Here is an 18,505-nt window from a genome sequence, read left to right on the forward strand (position 1 = left end):
ATAAAAAAGCCCAAGAAATATTGCGGCACTTTTTTGGAGTGAAGCAATACTTCTTGGGCATGAATGAAAAATGAATCAACAAAAGCCTTCATTACGCAACAAGATCTATTACTCACCCATAGTCGAATTATTTACGGTAATTCGGTAGAAACTTGCAGGCCATATCCCTGCTATTATACGAGTGAAACATTATATTATATTAATATCTGAATTATACCAACGCTGGCTCTATTTGAAAAGTAATTTTTGATAAAAAGCCGAACTTTAAATTAAAAAAATAAATCATTATTCGTATTATTAGAAAATTGTGAAATCACCAAACCTAAATAACTTGGATTTCCTATCAAAAAAAACACCATTTTCCATTTTACTGGTATATACCATGCGTTTTTGTAGCGACCCTAAAAAAAGAAGAAGGGTTTGAGATTTAACCCAAGTCCTTCTCAGACTGTAGGCAAACTTCGATTAAAATCGAGTTTGTCTACAGTTATTTATGGTTTGTACAATTTGACCGTTGATTTCCTCTACAGGCACTCGCTTTCCGGGGACGGTCCGGGAGCCTCCTCGTCGCCTTTGTGCCTCCGGGGTCTCCCCTGGACTCGCTTTTCCCGCAAGAGTCTCGCACACCCGCACCAATCAACTTTTTTTAACTTTTAATAGAATCCTTTTGCTTAAAGTCTTGATTGTTTTTAAATTTATAAAACTTGAGGGAATGAGGATGCTTTCTATCATGATTCTATTCAGCGAAATCAAATGAAAATGATTACTTTAAATCAACTAGTGCCAGCGAACCATTTGGTTCGTGAAATGGAGGCTGCCATTGACTTTTTTTCATTTATGATTTGGTGAAAGATATGTATTCAACATATAAAGAGGGCTATCGTGAGTACAAATCACCAAAACACCTCTGTGCAACATGCTCATCATCTTTATCACCGTGTACAAAAGAATATCAAAAAGTGGTGACACGGCCTATCTGGCAAACATATGCGGAAGAAGCAGATCATCTGCGTCATCATTAAGATGTAAAACCTATATATGCGAAACGTAAAGAAACGATTGAGCGTGTATTCGCAAATGCAAAAGAATGGTATTCAATGGACTACTTTAAGGGGACTTAAAAATTGTCAATGCAGGCGATGCTTACTTTCGCTGCTGTTATTTTAAAGAAGATGGCCAATTGGACATGGTAAGGTCCAAAAATGGCCTAACCTGGTGGGCTTGTAGAGCCCCAATCTCTTAATTTCAGGCGGAAATTTAAAGGGAATTTCAAAAGGGGTTTCGGAATTTTTAATTCCGAACCCCTTTTGTCTACAAACTGAGAAGGGCTTGAGATTTAATCCAAGTCCTTCTTCTTTGATTCATTTGATTTTATAAACTTCTTTATATTTATCTTCAAGATACTTTATTAAATACTGAACATTCAGGCCTTCCCCTGTCGTTTCTTTCAAAATCTCCAGAGGCTTTTTTGTTTTTCCGTATTTATGTATTTTTTCATTAAGCCATTTCCTGATTGGTTCAATATCACCCGCTTCCAACAGTTCATCAAAATCAGGCAAATCTTTAAGCATCGATTGCTTGATTTGAGCTGCATACATATATCCCAATGCATAAGAAGGGAAATAACCAAAGCTGCCATCTGCCCAGTGTACATCTTGCAACACGCCCATTGCATCATTTTCAGGCACAATTCCCAGATAATCCTTGTATTTTTCATTCCAGACTTCCGGTAAATCCTTCACTTCAAGTTCCCCATTAAAGAGGGCCTTTTCCAGTTCATACCGAATCATAATATGTAGAGGATACGTCAGTTCATCTGCGTCAATACGGATGAACGATGGTTTTGATTCGTTAATGCCCCGGTAAAATTCATCCAGCGTCACATCTTGGAATTGTTCGGGAGCATATTCCTTTAATAAGGAAAATTTATTTTTCCAAAAGCTATGGTTCCGCCCAATGAAGTTTTCAAAAAACAAAGATTGTGATTCATGGATCCCCATTGATGTCCCGCTATCGAGAAGTGTTCCGGTTAACTCTTCAGCGATATTCTGCTCATAAATGGCATGTCCACATTCATGAATGGTACCAAAGATTGCCCCCCTAAAATCATTTTCATCGTATCGGGTCGTCACCCGGACATCGCCCCTATTTATTCTAATTTCAAAAGGGTGAACTGTTTCATCAAGCCTGCCAGCCTTGAAATCGTATCCTAGCTGTTTTAAAATTTCCAAGTTGAATTGATGCTGTTTTTCTTTTGGAAATTCTTTATATAGGAACGCTGTTTCCGGTCTATGTTCGCTTTTTGCAATCTGTTTTACCAAGGGAACGATCCTCGACCGAAGCTCACTGAATACGCCATCAAGTATATCTACAGTCATTCCTGGTTCATATATGTCTAAAAGGGTATTATATTTCGTCCCTTCATATCCCCAGTACTCTACGAACCTGCGGGTATATGCTACAATTTGCTCCAGATAAGGTTGAAATAAAGAAAAATCAGCTTTTTCCCTTGCCTCTTCCCATGCACTTTCGGAACGCGATTGTAAAATGACGAATTCCTTATATTCGTTCACAGGAATTTTCTTATTCCTTTCAAACTCTTTTTTACACTCTTGTACCATCTTATTCGTCGATTCACCAAGAATGGCTTTATCCATCGAAAGTTCTGCAATGAAGGATTCCATTTCCTTACTTGTGCTCATATTAAACACTTCGGAGGAAAGCATACCGATAACTTCGGAACGCTGCTCAACTCCCTTTTTAGGTGCACCTGTACGCAAATCCCAAAAAATTAACGCGAGAGCTTCATTATAAGCAGAGATTTTCTTTACATATTCTTTAAACTCTTTTTCTATCAGATCTATACCCTTTTTTTTCATATTCACTGCTCCTTCCAACTACACTTTACCATATTATACAAAAGTCTTTCATATCAGAACCACTCCGATTAATAAATTAAAATAAAAAAGAGCCAAGGGGTTCCCTTGGCTCTTTTTTTGGGGGTATATTTAAATCGTTACAGGAAGAATGGATACAATCTTCTCTTTCACATGTTCCGAAAGATTCTTTTCAATCAAAATCTGGACGGTTCCCGAATCATTGCTCGTCCTGATCAAACGCCCTATTCCCTGGCGCAATCGAAGGAGCATGTATGGAAGATCCACCTCTTCGAATGCATCGGTAACCGAGTTACGTTTGGCTTCGAAAACCGGATCGCGAGGCGGGAAAGGAAGCGAGTGTATCACTACATTTTGTAATGAAGGTCCTGGAACATCAAGTCCCTCCCATAAATGATAGGAGAAAAGGACAGATTGCTCATCCTCTTGGAACTTCTTAACAAGCTCGCTGATTTCCGCTTCCCCTTCAAAATAAAATGGATAGGATGATACTGGGCAGTTTTCCTTGAACCATTGCAATTCTTCTTTTGAGTGGAATAACACTAGTGTTCGACCTTCATTTTCCTCAATTGTATTCATTGTATATTGAAGTTTTGCCAATTGGTCTCCATTTTCGAAGACCGGCATGTTCATTTTCATGACTTCATCGTAATCAAATGGTGATTCAACGGAAAAGCTGTCATACTTTTCTATCCCTAAACTATCTGCAATATATTGGAAGGATTTATTATCCGATAATGTTGCCGATGAAAAAATGTAAGGGATTTTTTTCGAGAATACCTGTTCAGACAAGATATCCTGCACTAGCCTTGGCATGATCACCAATGTTTTGGTCATTTCATTTTCTTCAAACCAGGAAACGGCCTGTTCATCCTTCACAAATAGAGAAAGGGAGTAGCCCAGCTGCTCTAAATACTCTTCCGTCACTTTTAAATCATAATCATTGATCGTGTACATTTCCGCTTCAAAAACTAGGTTCTCCTCTAACTCTTCAACCTTTTTATGAAGCTTTTGGGCAAAGTTTGTTATTTCTTTTGACATTGGGATTTCATAACGATTAGACCCGCTGACATGTATCGCTTTTTCATCCAACAAATCAAAAAACTCTTCATTGATATCAATTAAGTCCTCGATGATGTATAAGGTTTCTTCACGAACCTGATTGGCTGTTAGCAATTCCAGAACCGAAGCGAGGGTTTGTTCCCCAACTTTATAAGTTAAAGCCTTTTGAGCAGCAAATTCCAAAAGATGGCCTTCATCAAAGACAACACAGCTATGTTCAGGCAGTAATGGTAACTGTCCTTCACGCTTACGCTTTTCCTTAGTCCATACATGCTCCATGAAGAAGTCATGTGAACAAATGATCAAATCACTTGATTTTCGATAGTGGTCCCGTGATAGGGTTTGCCCACAACGATGGCGTTTATCACAAGTAAAACAGTTTTGAAGCTGATCCCAGCCAACTTTAGACCAGTCTTCATCATTTAAATATGGATACTGTTTACGGTCCCCATATGGTGTATAGGCGTTCATGGATGAGTTATCATGAACAAACTTGGGAAGTTCATCATAGAGCTGATCTATCCCCTCGGAATCCTCATGATTCACAGCATAATCCAATTTCTTAAGACATACATATTGATCGTGATATTTGGCAAGCCGGACATCCACTTCAATACCTAAAGCATTCTTGATTTTTTGGATGTCGCCTTCCTCTTTGACAAGCTGTTCAATCAACGTTTCATCTGCACATGAAATAATTGCCGGTTTATTCGTATATCTCGCATAACAAATCGCATATAGTAAATAGACCAAAGTCTTACCAGTCCCTACCCCTGCTTCAGCAAAACTTATATTTTTTTCTTTAAAGGCTTTTTCTAACTGAAAAGCCATGAAGATTTGTTCGTCACGCAGCTCAAATCCTTTTTCGGGAAGAATATCGTAAAAAACATCACCGATCCATTCTGAAAGCTTATCGTAAAAAGAATCTTCCTTTGTTACCGAAAAAGGCAGTGTTTTAAGCATCATGGTCTCCCCTTTTATCTATCATCATTATATAAAATCCGAATCATTATTATCTTAGGCAAAAGTATATTATCCTTTATTTCACATTAGTAGTCAAGATATTTACCTATTATCAGAATGTAAGGCAATATGTATGTATGCTGTCTGGTTGCCCGATTCGTAAAATAAAAGACAGGCTCCAAGAGAGCCTGTCTGTAAATAATATAGGGTTGAATTAAGCTTTGTTTACGTTTGATGCTTGTGGTCCACGTTGACCTTGTTCTACATCAAATGTAACGTCTTGGCCTTCTTCAAGTGTTTTGAAACCTTCGCCTTGGATAGCTGAGAAATGTACGAATACATCGTCTCCACCTTCACGTTCGATGAATCCAAAACCTTTTTCTGCGTTAAACCATTTTACTTTACCTTGTTCCATTTTTGTTGCCTCCTAGTGTGTTCTCCACACATTATATTACTATCCTTGCTCAAAAGAATATTAAGGTATTCCTTAAATCTGAACAAAAATAATTCATTATTAGAATAACAGAAAAGGAAATGATAAGCAAGACTGGAACCTATTATGAATAAATCGTCCTGACTAGCAAAATCCTCCATTATATTCTACCTACTCATTCACCTTGAGGCTGCCTTGGCGGCCTTTTCCCCCAATATTGATAAAGGTCAGCACGGATGAAACCATTGAACAATTTCCTTTTTTTCGTTGCAGGCTTACCATAATGCTGTTCGAAGTCAGGATTGGAGGTAATCATGTATACCGACCATGTATCAAGCTTCTTGAAGGCTTGGCCCATTTCCCTATACATCTGCTCTACCGCTTTTTTCTCACCTAGACGTTCTCCATAAGGCGGGTTCCCGACAATGACACCATACTCTTTCTTGGTTGAGATATCCCTTACCTGCATTTGTTTGAATTCAATCAAATCACCAAGACCGGCTTCAAAACTATTCGCTTTAGCTATATCGACCATTCGATGGTCAATATCACAACCGGTTATGTCCAAGTATTGATCATAGTCGGCTAAATCTTCAGCCTCAATCCGCGCTTCATCCCATACCTTGCTGTCCATCCATGACCAGGTTTCAGAAACGAATTCCCTGTTAAACCCCGGTGCTATATTCTGTCCAATTAAAGCCGCCTCGATGGGAATCGTTCCAGATCCGCAAAATGGATCTATGAAAGGTTTATCCGGCTTCCAATTGGTCAGCATGATTAACGCAGCCGCCAATGTTTCTTTAAGGGGCGCCTCTCCCTGCCCTGTCCGATAACCCCGCTTATGCAAACCAGCACCTGAAGTGTCTATGGTAAGTGTCACTACATCTTTTAAAATAGACACTTCAATTTTAAACAAAGGACCTGTCTCTGCAAACCAAGATATTTGCTTATATTTACTTTTCAATCTATCAACAATCGCCTTTTTTACAATAGCCTGACAATCAGGGACACTGTATAGCTTTGACTTAACGGATTTTCCACTAACGGGGAACTCGACATCGGCTGATAAGAAATCCTCCCAATTCAAGGCCTTTGTTTTTTCAAACAACTCATCAAATGAATAAGCTTTGAATTCCGCGACTTTAATTTTCACCCTATCGGCACTGCGCAGCCATAAATTAGAGCGGGCAATGGCGGATTGATCCCCTTTATAGGTGATCTTACCATTTTCGACTTGACAATCGTAACCAAGATCCCGCACCTCCTTGGCAACAATTGATTCCAATCCCATTGCTGATGTTGCAATTATATCGAATTGTTTCATTAATCCTGCACCTTCTTTCCATTAATCCAATCAATGGCACTTTTTCCCGAATTTCTTTCATTTATGTATTTAGAATCAGGCATTGATTTTTTACATGTAAACCTTATGGCCCACCGCGTTTTTATATTTCAGTTAGCCGATCATGTAGCGTATTAATCACCGTGATGTAAAGCTATACTCAATTATCCATGTACCTTAGGATACATGCTGCAATTAAATCATCCGACCAATTATGTATGCTTCCCATCCATTATCCTGAAGTTTGAAGTTCTGTTTTGATACCTTCATTTTAGGGCTAATAAGGAACCTTTATAAATAGGATACCCAGAATCAAAGAAATGCTTAACATTCCAACACTATTTTTAAAAACGTTACCGACAGACTTCATTTAAGCCATTTTCCTAATCATTCGAACGCAATGAAAAACTTGCCAAGTTTTAAGTTTAACACAGCCATGTTTCAGAAAACGAAAAATAAATGGAAATGCCCAATCTTTTTATTATAATGCATTCTCCATAAACAAAAACTCTCCTTTTAAAAGGAGAGTTGTGCTTTTGGTGTTATATGATAACGTTTTGTAAGCCATGTTTTGTTCCTCAGTACTGCAAGCGACTCGCGTCTCGTACTTCGGCGGTAATCATCTATCTACAGAAGCATATGCTTCTGTCCTTCTCCTCGTTCAATTCCAAGGAAGAAAGCGCCCCTACCATTAATTTGGGTTTCTCGCTCGTGGGGTTTACCTCGTTCCACCCTTTACATTTCTGTAAAGGCTACGTCACTGTGGCACTTTTATAGGTATTCATGCCATATCCAAAAGGACTTAGGCATTTTCCCAGCCGTCAGCAATCCAAGATTGCTGCCCAAGCTTATTTTTTCGCCAGGCACGAACACTACGGACATCGCAGTCCGTGCGAGCATGGACTTTCCTCAACTGCATAAATGCAGCAGCAATTACCCAAACGTTAACATAACATAATTGATTATACTCCATTATTCACGAAAACACAATACCAAAATCATTTTCACTTTTACAATGCAAAATCTCAGTCAAAAAGCTTGTTACCAAAAACGTGCTTTTCCAAGTTGGATAACCGTTTAAGGATGTCAAAGTTAGTGGTTCCCGGAGTGGCACTGGGAGCAGGTTGATTTGGACGTTTTGTACTCTCTTCGGCTTGTTTTTTCAATTTAAGATTTTCTTGTTTAAGATCTTCAATTTCCTGATGGAACACTTCATAATCTTTAATGATCAGATCCAGGAATTGATCCACATCTTCAGGTTTATAACCGCGCATGGCTGTTTTAAAATCTTTTTCAAGAATATCTTTAGCCGTTAATTTTATCTTATCGGATAGCATAAGACTTCACCTCAATACTTTCGCCAATACAATCGACTTTTTATTATTTTTTCAAATCTGCTTGGGTTTGTCAACGAAACACCATTTTGTAAGCTTACTGTTTCAGAGAACGATATGTAATCCCATTAAATCTGTATCTAAATTTCATCATAATATGATTATGCTTTAGAAACAACTTTTAATCCATAATTATTTTCACTCCATCATTCTTCGGACCAGCTGGCTTCTTCCGCAGCCAGTTGCAGATCATCAAAGTTTATCTGAAAGATGGGGTATGGCTGTGTTTCCGCCTTTTTCATCGCCTCGAAATAAGGATATCGGGCTGATCCTTCTTTTTCAGCTTCGAAAATGATGAGCATGGCATCGCTTTTATGGACCATATACCTATTTTTGGTTTTCAGCTGTTGTGGCCCTTCATATGGTTTGTTGAAAATGGATTCGACAAAATCGGCACGGGCCAATATGGATCGGTAGTAATCTTGATTCGTCTCGTTCCATGACTCTTCCTGTTTCAGAAAAGGAGTAAGCACCCCTAATTTAAGCTGATGATATTCTTCCTGTAATTCGAACACCACTTCGGCACCCCATAGTTCCGTACCCAACTGACCTGAGATGATCACCCATTCCAGCCCGTCTTCCACCAATGGCAGGAGACGCTCCTTCATCGCTTTCTTTATATATTTTACGGCTTCATGGTCATTTTTGAATATCCCGAATTCAAAAGCTTTGTAGCCCGTCATATACAAAACCTTCATCGCTTGGCTAATCTCCTTTAACATGATTATGTATGAAAACAAGGGCTTAATAAGCCCTTATTTTTTAGTATCCGAAATGCTTAGGTGGACAGCATGGGTTTTGCGGCGGCCTGCCACAAATCAAGTGTTGATTATAGCACTCGTTCACCACGGATTGAGTATGCGGGAAATAATGCTTATACGTGTTCACATGTTTATTGACATTTGTAGTATGTGATGGATGAACGACAGGGATCACTGTGTTCGATACATTCGTATTGACATATTGCTGTGTTGGAGAGACTTGCGCTGGGGCAACTTGAGATGGAGATGTTTGGGTTGGACCATATTGCGCTGGAGACACAGCCGATGGACCATATTGCGCTGGAGATACAGCAGATGGACTATAGGCTCCCATTACGTTAGAGTTTTTACCAGCTGACGCTCCCATTACGTTGGAGTTTTTACCGGTTGATGCGCCCATTACTCCAGGTGCGTTCCCGTATGCTCCCATTACATTGGATGCTCCCATTACATTGTTAGATGCGCCCATTACATTGTTAGATGCGCCCATTACATTGTTAGATGCACCCATTACATTGTTGGATGCTCCCATTACATTGTTGGATGCTCCCATTACATGGGGTTTATTTCCTCCACAATTACGAAAATACATTTATAATACGTCCCCTTTCATCATGATAAGTTTAGTCTTACCATTACAGACTATGAAAAAAAGGGGATACGTGTACTGATGAAATGACCTATTTATACAGAATAAGTATAAAACGATGGATGGCTGTCAATAAGTACACTATCATTATTATATCTGTCTAACCGTCAAATGAAATGAGGAATTTTCTATAAAAAGGAATAGAGACTGTCTTTTAATGAAGTAAACAAAACTATCGTTAAACAAAGAACTACAAAAAATAGAAATAAAGTCGTTTTATACATTTCTCCGCTCCGCTTTCACCTTAATTTTATATGATGTAAAGGCATGAAATGAACGCTTCGGAATTTCACCCTCAACTCTTTCCATTTTACACACAATAGTTGAAGGCTACAATAAATGTATACATATTTTTTATTTTCGGCCTTTTGCACTAAAAGAAGTTTCTCGCTCCCTAATCTTATACAGAAATATCCTTTGATTCCTCTTTCTTTTCGAGCCGCCGGATCCTCTTTTCCAATTCCAACTGTTTTTTCCCCAGGGCGGTCCCTTCCCTAACCATCTCTTGATGCGCGATTATTGAACATTTTAGAGCATGACCGACGTCCTTAAATTGATGTTCGTATAATTTCGCACATTCAATCTGTGCCTGTACCCTAATTTGCACATTCCCTTTTAAGGCGACTTCCTTCCAAATTTCCAAAGCTTCATCGAATTGTTTTTGCTTCTTTTTCTGGAAGGCTAATGCATGGCCAGCTATAATCCGATCTTCCTCATTACCCGCTTCCAATATTTTTTGATATGTCTCAACTGACTCCTCTTTTTTCCCCAAATAAGCAAGCCATCGTGCAATTTCCATGGACTCTTCCGTATATCCATCGATTTGGAGGATTTTTCGGGACAAATGAATATACAAAGTGATCAATGATAAGATATCCAATTCATTATGCTTCATGATTCCAAACAGTATTTCCGGATTCTTCCTCTCAACAAAATCAAAATAAATCATCGGTGCCAAATATCCAGGAATATCATCCTCCCTATGTACACCTAGAATATCTGTTTCGACAGCTGATAATTTCACTCGTTCCAATTTGTTTCTCCATAGGCGTCTTGAAGCATGATACAAATCGAAATGTCCGAATTCCGGTAGTTTTGGCACATGTTCCTTTATCAAGGTATGTCTCGTTTTTAACTGTGGCCAATCAAAGGACTTACCATTATAAGTGACAAGTGTTTCGTAATTGATGTTTTCCAAAAAGCTTTGATAAAGCGGTATTTCACTTCCAGGCTGCGGAAGGATATGTTGCTTCACGACTACTTCTTCACCTTCTAAATAGGCATACCCTAGTAAAAAAATGGTATTGCCGGCTCCGCCTCCTAGTCCTGTCGTTTCCGTATCGAAGAAAAACAGATCTTCACTTTTAACGCTCCTGGCGGAAAGTGGATGCTCCAATGAAGTTTGATTCCACTCTTTTACGACCTTTTTCAGCTCGGAAAATTCATATAACCCGTGTTTGTGATTTATAGGGTAGCGGACTTCCCTAATGAAACAATAGTCACCGTCGAAATGAAAGGAAACGGTATCGTTCTCAAGCCACTTTTCAAAGTAAGGAATTTCTTCATTCACTTTCTGGTCATTTTCTTCTACAGGAGAAGGTTGTTTCCCTAGGTTCATATGCGTTTTCATACGGTTCAATTTATTTTTTAAAGACATGAAATTACACCTCTTTTCACCTATCAATGCAATCTATTAATGTTTTTGCTTACAAAATTGACCTAATAATTGTTTGGCATCACTCTTGGCTGTTTTCGTTGCGGATTCCGTACCGATACAGGAAGGGCAGCCACTCTCACAAGTGCAATTTTCAATCATTGATATTGTTTCCAGCAAAATGACTTCAGAGTTTTCATATACTTTATCACTTAACCCTATGCCACCCGGATAACTATCATAGATAAAAATGGTCGGTTTTTCATTATGCGCTGCTTTAACCTGCGGATAAACATGAATATCATGCGGATCGCACATAACATATAGCGGAATCATGTAATTAAGTGCATGCGACGCACCTATCATTCCTTGTTCTATTCGATTTTCGTCCCACTTAAATATATCAGGATCCATGGAAAGCATGGCCGAACTCGTATGCAGTTCCATCTCAGGGAGACTGATTGGACCTGAACCAATATTTTCATGAGTTTCGAATTTGATTTTTTTGAAGATCGTAGGCATCGCCCGGATTGCGACATCACCAAAAGCAGCTGCTGTGGAAGCGAAAGTTCGCTGTTTATCGACTTCCAATACAGACAATTGAACAGCAAGGTTAGCATCCGTATAATAGTCCACATTGACTTCACGTACATAAGCCTTCTTTTCATCCCAATCAAGTTCTTCCACCTGAAATTGAATACCCTGGTGCAAATAAATGGCTTCATCGTGAAGAAGGGTCATTGCACTGAAAGTATCCATTTCCCCTATGACCCGATTAACCGGTGCATTCGTTTGGTCGATGATCACGACATTTTCCTGTGCCGCTGAGCGCAGGCTGATATTGCTTGCGGGAAAAGCATCATTCATCCAATGCCATTTGTCCCCATTTAGGTGTAAGACCCTTTCTTCCGTAAGGAATTCAAGAACGTCGATAATCTCTGTTTTCCCAAAAGTATCGCCTTTTTTAAATGGCAGCTCATATGCTGCGCATTTTACATGATCAACCAAGATCAAAAGATTATCCGGATTGATTCTTGCAGTTTCTGGATTTCTGGTAAAGAAATAATCGGGATGTTGTACGATATATTGATCAAGGGCACTGGAACTGCCGACCATGATGATCAATGCTTCACCATGCCTTCTTCCTGCTCGCCCAGCCTGTTGCCAGGCACTCGATATGGATCCAGGGTAACCTGTCATTATGCAAACCTGAAGCTGACCGATATCGACACCCAACTCAAGTGCATTTGTGGAAACCACCCCATAAATGGAACCATCCCTGAGGCCTTGTTCAATTTCCCTACGCTGTGTTGGCAGATATCCGCCTCGATAGCCCCTGATCGATTTTGGCCCCAATTGCTTTGACACAAGTTCCTGTAAATATGTCAATAGAATTTCCACTCGAACCCTGCTTCGCGCAAAAACGATGGTTTGTATTTTATTTTTCAAAAATTCATTTGCCAGCTTCCTGACTTCCAATACCGCACTCCTTCGTATGTTGAGCGGTTTATTGACTATTGGGGGATTATAAAATACAAAATGCTTTTTCCCACTTGGGGCTCCGTTATTATTGATCAGGACCATTTGTTTTTCCGTAAGCTCTTCTGCTAACTCCTTTGGGTTATTGATCGTAGCGGAAGTACAGATGAAAACAGGGTCGCTTCCATAAAACTTGCAGATCCTTTTTAACCTTCTTATGACGTTGGCTGTATGACTTCCGAAAACGCCGCGGTAAATATGAAGTTCATCAATGACCACATACTTCAAGTTTTCAAACAAAGAGACCCATTTCGTGTGATGGGGCAGGATTCCCGAATGTAGCATATCAGGATTGGTGATCACGATATGCCCGGCCTGGCGAATTTTTTGCCTGATGTTTGAAGGTGTGTCCCCGTCGTATGTATAACTATTTATATTAGCATCCATTTCATCAATCATTTCATTCAATTCGCTTTTTTGGTCATAGCTTAGCGCTTTTGTCGGAAATATATAAAGCGCCCTGGTTTTTTCATTTTCCAGTATTTTTTGTAGGACCGGCAAATTATAGCATAATGTTTTACCAGAAGCTGTTGGTGTGACCGCCACAAGGCTATTGCCACTGACAGCAGTGTCGAATGCAGTTGCCTGATGGGTGTACAACCCATTTATCCCCCGTATTTCAAGAGCATGCTTGATCTTATCATTCATTGCAGCGGGAAAAGGGACATGTTTTGCCTCTTTCGCTTCAATTACTTGCCAATGTACGATGTTATCTTTAAAATCCTCATTAGTTTTTAAATCCTTAATAACTTCTTGTAAATTTTTTCGCAGTTTCATATAACCACCTCATACTCCTATTCTACCGAATGAACGTTCTATGCAAAAGGGAAACTATTTCCTATTCACAAAAAAAAGCTGGAAACGGCAATATCCCGTCTCCAGCTCGGTCTTTTTTATCATTTAATTCTTTTCGGCAAAGCGAATGATTTCTTCGAGTAGTCTGCTTGGAGCTTCCAGCATTCCCATATGGCCGCTGCCCTTAAGTATAACTTCATGGATATGGCTACCTTTTGCAGAAAAGGTTTTTTCAACGGGAATTAGCTTATCCTCTTCACCTGCAACCAATAAGACAGGCAGCTTTGTGTCTTTGAGTACATGATTTCTGTCTATTCTGTTCCTCATGGCATGTAAAGACCCTATCGCACCGCTTTCACTTGTTTTATATCCGATTTCCTTAGTTTGTTCAATATTGGAATCTTCGGGATTAGAGAAAAGCTTTGGTATAAGTCCGTCAATGAAAGCGGGAATTCCTTCACTTTTGATTTTCTCGACAGATTTTAAGCGCCCAGCCTTTCCTGTTTCATCGTCCGGCAAAGCTGTAGAATGTACCAATGAAAAACCAGACAATTTCCCAGGAAACCTTTCTGCGAACGCCAAGGTGATATATCCCCCAAGCGAATGACCAAACATATATACCTTTGCGATTTCCAGTTCGTCCAGTAACGACGCAATATCAGCAGCCATATCATCAATCGAGAAAGATTCCCCTATTTCCTCACTTGCACCATGCCCCCGTAAATCAACGGCAATAACCCGGTAATCATCCTTTAATTCAGCAATGATGTCACTCCAGTATTCATGACTTCCGCAAAATCCATGAATAAACAACAATGTTTTATTTCCTTTCCCGGTATCTATGTAGGAAAGCTTGCCATTATCTTTCATATAAATCCCTCATTTCCTTTTCTAATCATTCAGTAACGTTATTCCCTATAGTCCTTTATCTGAAACCCAACAGCGCATTCACATTTCTTAATTCCTCACATAGCCTATAGGCAAAGGAATTTTTTAGAAAGGAGCACCGTGATGACCTCTTCTGAAAAAAATAATAATCGGAGAATAGAACCCTTTACCCACTTCATTAACAAAATGGATCGGCTGTTTTCCGAAAGGCCTCCTAAAGGCATGCTGCAATCTCTTGACGATTTCTTCGGTTCGGCGAAAGAACGCAGCTTTCCGGTTGATGTTCACGAAACGCATTCAGAATATACACTTACCGCTACTTTGCCTGGAATTGCACGCAGCCAAATATCAATTGATGTACTGGCCCATGCTGTAACCATAACTGCAAAGCAAGTAGATAGAAGACATAAAAATCAAGGAATGTTTCAAAAAGAAGTTTCAGCAGGTACTCTTTCAAGAACCATTTCTTTTCCAAAACCCATTGATGAAGCAAAAGTCACCGCTCGACATCGCGATGGCATCCTCACGCTTCAGCTACCCAAAATCAGGGGGAATCGGATTGAAATCCATTAGACATGAATAAAAGCAGACTTAAAAAAGTGGCTGGGTCACTTGTAAGTCTGCTTTTCCTTTATTCACCATCTAAGCTTTGAAGAAGCCCCCTACTCCTTTGACCATTGAAGATACTTGAGAAACAGTATTCATCATTTGTCCAGCTGTATTCATCATCTTCGTTATATCCATCGAGCCATCTTGTGTTTTGAATTGATTCATGACCGATTTGAAACCCGATGGCTGGGGTTTTTGCATGAACTGCTGCTTAGGATATGGATTATGAGCCTGCTGCTGACCTTGCGGAGGTCTTTTAGCTGGCTGTAGCGGATTGGCGAACGGGCTAAAAGCTAGCGGCTGCTGATTGGACTGGATTGGCTGCATTTGTGCCATTGACTGCATTTGTGCCATTGGCTGCATTTGTGCCATAGGCTGACTTTGTGCCATTGGCTGCATTACACTGCTGCCCGGATAAGCTCCCACAGGCATCGCCTGCTGCTGGACAGATTGGAATGGATGATAGGCCGCTTGCTGATAAGGATCATGATATGGTGTCATATAGCCCCCTGTATCCTGGAGATGATATGGATACATAAATGGTTGTTCATGATTATTGGGCGGAGGATACGGCATTGGCTGCTGGTACCCTCCCCAATATTCCGTCATTGATTGAGGAAACTGTCCTTGATTTGGGGAGATATGGTTAAAACCGGATCTCATCATGTCAATGAGCCCTCCTCTTTTTTCATTACATGGTTCTGATAATATATGAAAAAAGGGGAATAAAGTGTAGGTATTTTTATGATAAAATCCGATTGATTTCCGTTCTTACATTATTAAGGATGAATTCCACCGATTGAACATGGCTTTTAAATCGCTTATAACTTGTTTTTGGAAAAAATGCCTGTACGGCCACATCAGAAAGGTTATGGGCGGTTTGTTCGATTTGCTCGGGGAAAAGATGCCTAAATTCAGTTTCTTTCATCCACTCCTTCATTCCGGTTTCCCATTCGATGCATGCGGTCCTTACCTGGTCTGCAAACGGCTTGACTTCCGAAAAAAAATCCTTTTCCTTTCCTTCCTTCCGTACACCCTCATAGATATCATCCACTTGGTCCGTATATTTTATTAATTGTTCTGTTAATAGCTGAAGTTTTTCTTTTTGCACAATATATTCCTCCGCACAATTGTTTCCCTTATTATAATCCAGTTCATTATAAAATGATATTCCTCTGGCTTATACGTGCAATTCAGTGAGAACATTGTGCTTTATTATTGTTTTTTTCGGGACAATGGAAAAGGAATGGTTTACACCTTCAGCATTCACCCAATAATCCTCGGCTTTCTCAATGGCTTCCTGGGCTTCGTTAACCAATGTATATTGCTCCGCCCATAGTTTGCACCGCACTGTATTTACAGTTTCCCCATATGAAATTTCCAAACGATCCAGGCTGGTACTGATCTCAGCTATCATCCTTAATATCTCCTCTGTTGCGACACTTTTATTGACCATGCTGATCCCTCCCATTCTTTACCTGTACTATTCTTTTTTTTATCAGAAAGCCCTTCATGACTGACAAAACTAGAAGGGAATCGGCAAAGAAAGTGCAATTCGCTTAATTTATTATGCCCTTCGACAACAATGGCAGAATGAAGAATGAAGTTTTAAACAAGAATACAGACAGGAGGTGATTTTATGCAGTCGAATGAAAGCAGACAGCAAAAAAACGAAAAACGACAAAAGCCGCCCACTAAAAAGGCAGGAACGGGAAATCCGAAGCTTAGCGGAGAAAACCGCCCCTCTACGTAAGACATAAATACTGACTGATAAAACAGGGAAGGCTTACATGACGCCTTCCCTGTTTGCTATTATAATATCCAATTTTTAATCATTGCTGCCGTATGTAGCTGCTTTTGTTTAAGGTCATACCAATCGGTCAAATGCGGGTCTTCTTCCCATTTGGGTTCAATGAACCATTTTTTTTTAAACTTTTTTTTCATATCCCATTGCTCTGTCATTCCTGCTTGATGATGAATCAATGGATATACTCCCCTCAGCATCGGGGTTTCATGGTACCTAGGATTTTTTCGATATTGTTCATAATCATATCTGGCACCCGTTGGTTCTGTCCTGCAGGAAAATTCATAGAATAGCGGAAACAAATCTTCAGAAAATAAAAGGCCGGCCAACCTTTTCCCCAATTCAATCCTTTTATCGATATTTCTAAAATGCGAAACGGACGATCCATATAGTTCTCCATTGCAAGCAGGAAATAAAACCGTGCTAAAATGCATCCAGTCCTGCAGGAAAAATAAGAGAGAATGAAATACGAAAGATTGTTTTTTAATAACCGGTTCTTCTATGATGTTTTGTTCATTTATGATGAGCGCAGTGACTAATTTTTCCCGATTTCCATGTTTCCAAAAGGAATACCATTCGTTCGTCATGAATTTGGTAATAAAAAAATAATGACATAAGTGAAACAAAGGACGTCCATACTTCGTCGAATAATGATAGAGAAGTAATTGCGGATAAGCATCTTGGAATATTCTCCAGTTGGCTTCTTCATACGTCAGGAATAAAAGATGCCTGTATTTCTGGCCAAGCAAATGGGAAAACCAAATCCCTTCAAGATCACACATATTCCAGCCTGCATTTCTAGAAACCATCCCCGCTAAAAAAGACCATTGTATTTCGGGATGCATTTTGAAAAATCGTTCATATGCCTTTGTCCTTGATATATTATCCCTATTTCCTTTAGCGGTTTGGGCTTTTATGGAATGTAGCAATTGCTTTTCCGTCATTAATATTCGCATCTATGTGTCCGCCTTTCTATAGAGATGAATTGTGACATATAGTTGTACATAAATCCTATCGTTCTAAGAAACAATTCTTTTTATTCACATTTTGGATTCTTTTTTTGCTAATATAGATAAGTGAAAAAAAGGAGGGGTAAAAGTGGCATTTCATTATCCCAACGGACGAAGATTTGTACCGCAGGCTATGGAAGAAAAGAAAAGCCCACTTAAAAAAATCAGTTACAGCAACCGGGGAAAAACATTGGAAGACGATTTGAACGAAACCAATCAGTATTATTTAGCACACGGCATTGCCGTCATCCATAAAAAACCGACACCCATTCAAATTGTCGATGTCCACTATCCGAAAAGAAGTGCTGCAGTCATTAAAGAAGCTTATTTCAAACAAGCATCGACCACCGATTACAATGGTGTTTATAAAGGAAAGTACATTGATTTTGAGGCAAAGGAGACGAAAAACAGCAGTTCTTTCCCTCTGAAGAATTTTCATGACCATCAAATTGAACATATGAAACAAATCGTTCAGCATGACGGAATTGCATTTGTGATCATTCGGTTTTCAGCAATGGATGATATATATGTAATGAGTTCTGAACAACTGAGTTTTTATTGGAAGAGAATGAAAGAAGGCGGGCGCAAATCTATAACTCTTCAAGAGGTTGAAAGCAGTTCACGAAAGATTACTCTTGGCTTTCAACCGAGAATTGACTATATTAAAGTAGTAGATTCGCTCATCGCAGAAAATTTTTAGTTTTT

Annotated in this window: 16 protein-coding genes, 1 other RNA gene, 1 pseudogene and 1 riboswitch; of the genes and pseudogenes, 3 read left to right on the forward strand and 15 right to left on the reverse strand. The window is 39.4% G+C overall.

All coding sequences use genetic code 11. The annotated features are described in order from the left end of the window. Positions 1-99 precede the first annotated feature (99 nt). A riboswitch (purine riboswitch) is annotated at positions 100-201 on the reverse strand. A gap of 659 nt (positions 202-860) precedes the next feature. Next, positions 861-1,193 (forward strand): annotated as a pseudogene (locus LQ188_RS11840) (transposase); the annotation flags it as partial. Positions 1,194-1,361: 168 nt separating this feature from the next. Here LQ188_RS11840 and LQ188_RS11845 read toward each other — a convergent pair. The 11 genes from LQ188_RS11845 to LQ188_RS11895 form a co-directional block, all read right to left on the reverse strand. Then, positions 1,362-2,879: a carboxypeptidase M32 gene (locus LQ188_RS11845; RefSeq protein WP_101222363.1), complete on the reverse strand. Its 1,518-nt coding sequence runs from the start codon at positions 2,877-2,879 to the stop codon at positions 1,362-1,364. Between the two features lie 129 nt (positions 2,880-3,008). After that, positions 3,009-4,922, reverse strand: coding sequence for an ATP-dependent DNA helicase (locus LQ188_RS11850; RefSeq protein ID WP_101222364.1), 1,914 nt, complete (start codon positions 4,920-4,922; stop codon positions 3,009-3,011). A gap of 214 nt (positions 4,923-5,136) precedes the next feature. Next, positions 5,137-5,337: a cold-shock protein gene (locus LQ188_RS11855; RefSeq protein WP_034307871.1), complete on the reverse strand. Its 201-nt coding sequence runs from the start codon at positions 5,335-5,337 to the stop codon at positions 5,137-5,139. A 193-nt stretch (positions 5,338-5,530) separates the two neighbouring features. Further along, the gene (locus tag LQ188_RS11860) at positions 5,531-6,679 is read right to left on the reverse strand and encodes a class I SAM-dependent RNA methyltransferase (protein ID WP_230176928.1); all 1,149 of its coding nucleotides are present in this window, start codon (positions 6,677-6,679) and stop codon (positions 5,531-5,533) included. A gap of 573 nt (positions 6,680-7,252) precedes the next feature. Next, an RNA gene (gene rnpB / locus LQ188_RS11865) (RNase P RNA component class B) lies at positions 7,253-7,642 on the reverse strand. 80 nt (positions 7,643-7,722) lie between these two features. Further along, the gene (gene gpsB / locus LQ188_RS11870) at positions 7,723-8,034 is read right to left on the reverse strand and encodes a cell division regulator GpsB (protein ID WP_061463822.1); all 312 of its coding nucleotides are present in this window, start codon (positions 8,032-8,034) and stop codon (positions 7,723-7,725) included. Between the two features lie 203 nt (positions 8,035-8,237). Continuing rightward, a complete protein-coding gene (locus tag LQ188_RS11875; protein ID WP_101222367.1) occupies positions 8,238-8,789 on the reverse strand; it encodes a DUF1273 domain-containing protein in 552 nt (183 codons plus the stop codon). Positions 8,790-8,853: 64 nt separating this feature from the next. Beyond that, the gene (locus LQ188_RS11880) at positions 8,854-9,444 is read right to left on the reverse strand and encodes a CotD family spore coat protein (RefSeq protein WP_230176929.1); all 591 of its coding nucleotides are present in this window, start codon (positions 9,442-9,444) and stop codon (positions 8,854-8,856) included. A 457-nt stretch (positions 9,445-9,901) separates the two neighbouring features. Continuing rightward, entirely contained in the window at positions 9,902-11,158 is a 1,257-nt protein-coding gene (locus LQ188_RS11885) for a ribonuclease H-like domain-containing protein (protein ID WP_230176930.1), read from the reverse strand. Positions 11,159-11,194: 36 nt separating this feature from the next. Beyond that, on the reverse strand, positions 11,195-13,471 hold the full coding sequence (locus LQ188_RS11890) for a DEAD/DEAH box helicase (RefSeq protein WP_230176931.1): 2,277 nt from the start codon (positions 13,469-13,471) through the stop codon (positions 11,195-11,197). 123 nt (positions 13,472-13,594) lie between these two features. Next, entirely contained in the window at positions 13,595-14,359 is a 765-nt protein-coding gene (locus LQ188_RS11895) for an alpha/beta hydrolase (RefSeq protein WP_230176932.1), read from the reverse strand. 141 nt (positions 14,360-14,500) lie between these two features. Between LQ188_RS11895 and LQ188_RS11900 the strand changes: the two genes are divergently transcribed. Further along, the gene (locus LQ188_RS11900) at positions 14,501-14,950 is read left to right on the forward strand and encodes an Hsp20/alpha crystallin family protein (protein WP_101222371.1); all 450 of its coding nucleotides are present in this window, start codon (positions 14,501-14,503) and stop codon (positions 14,948-14,950) included. Between the two features lie 69 nt (positions 14,951-15,019). Here the strand turns inward: LQ188_RS11900 and LQ188_RS11905 are convergent, their stop codons facing one another. The 4 genes from LQ188_RS11905 to LQ188_RS11920 form a co-directional block, all read right to left on the reverse strand. Beyond that, entirely contained in the window at positions 15,020-15,652 is a 633-nt protein-coding gene (locus LQ188_RS11905) for a YppG family protein (RefSeq protein ID WP_230176933.1), read from the reverse strand. Positions 15,653-15,728: 76 nt separating this feature from the next. Then, the gene (locus LQ188_RS11910; protein WP_157830997.1) at positions 15,729-16,097 is read right to left on the reverse strand and encodes a YppE family protein; all 369 of its coding nucleotides are present in this window, start codon (positions 16,095-16,097) and stop codon (positions 15,729-15,731) included. Positions 16,098-16,166: 69 nt separating this feature from the next. Then, entirely contained in the window at positions 16,167-16,442 is a 276-nt protein-coding gene (locus LQ188_RS11915) for a hypothetical protein (RefSeq protein WP_101222373.1), read from the reverse strand. Positions 16,443-16,798: 356 nt separating this feature from the next. Continuing rightward, the gene (locus LQ188_RS11920; protein ID WP_230176934.1) at positions 16,799-17,746 is read right to left on the reverse strand and encodes a DUF2515 family protein; all 948 of its coding nucleotides are present in this window, start codon (positions 17,744-17,746) and stop codon (positions 16,799-16,801) included. A 142-nt stretch (positions 17,747-17,888) separates the two neighbouring features. Here LQ188_RS11920 and recU point away from each other — a divergent pair, with 142 nt between their 5' ends. Next, positions 17,889-18,500 (forward strand): Holliday junction resolvase RecU, encoded by a 612-nt coding sequence (gene recU, locus LQ188_RS11925; protein ID WP_101222375.1) that lies wholly within the window; start codon positions 17,889-17,891, stop codon positions 18,498-18,500. Positions 18,501-18,505 lie beyond the last annotated feature (5 nt).

Source organism: Peribacillus sp. Bi134 (genome assembly GCF_918698065.1).
GTDB lineage: Bacteria > Bacillota > Bacilli > Bacillales > DSM-1321 > Peribacillus.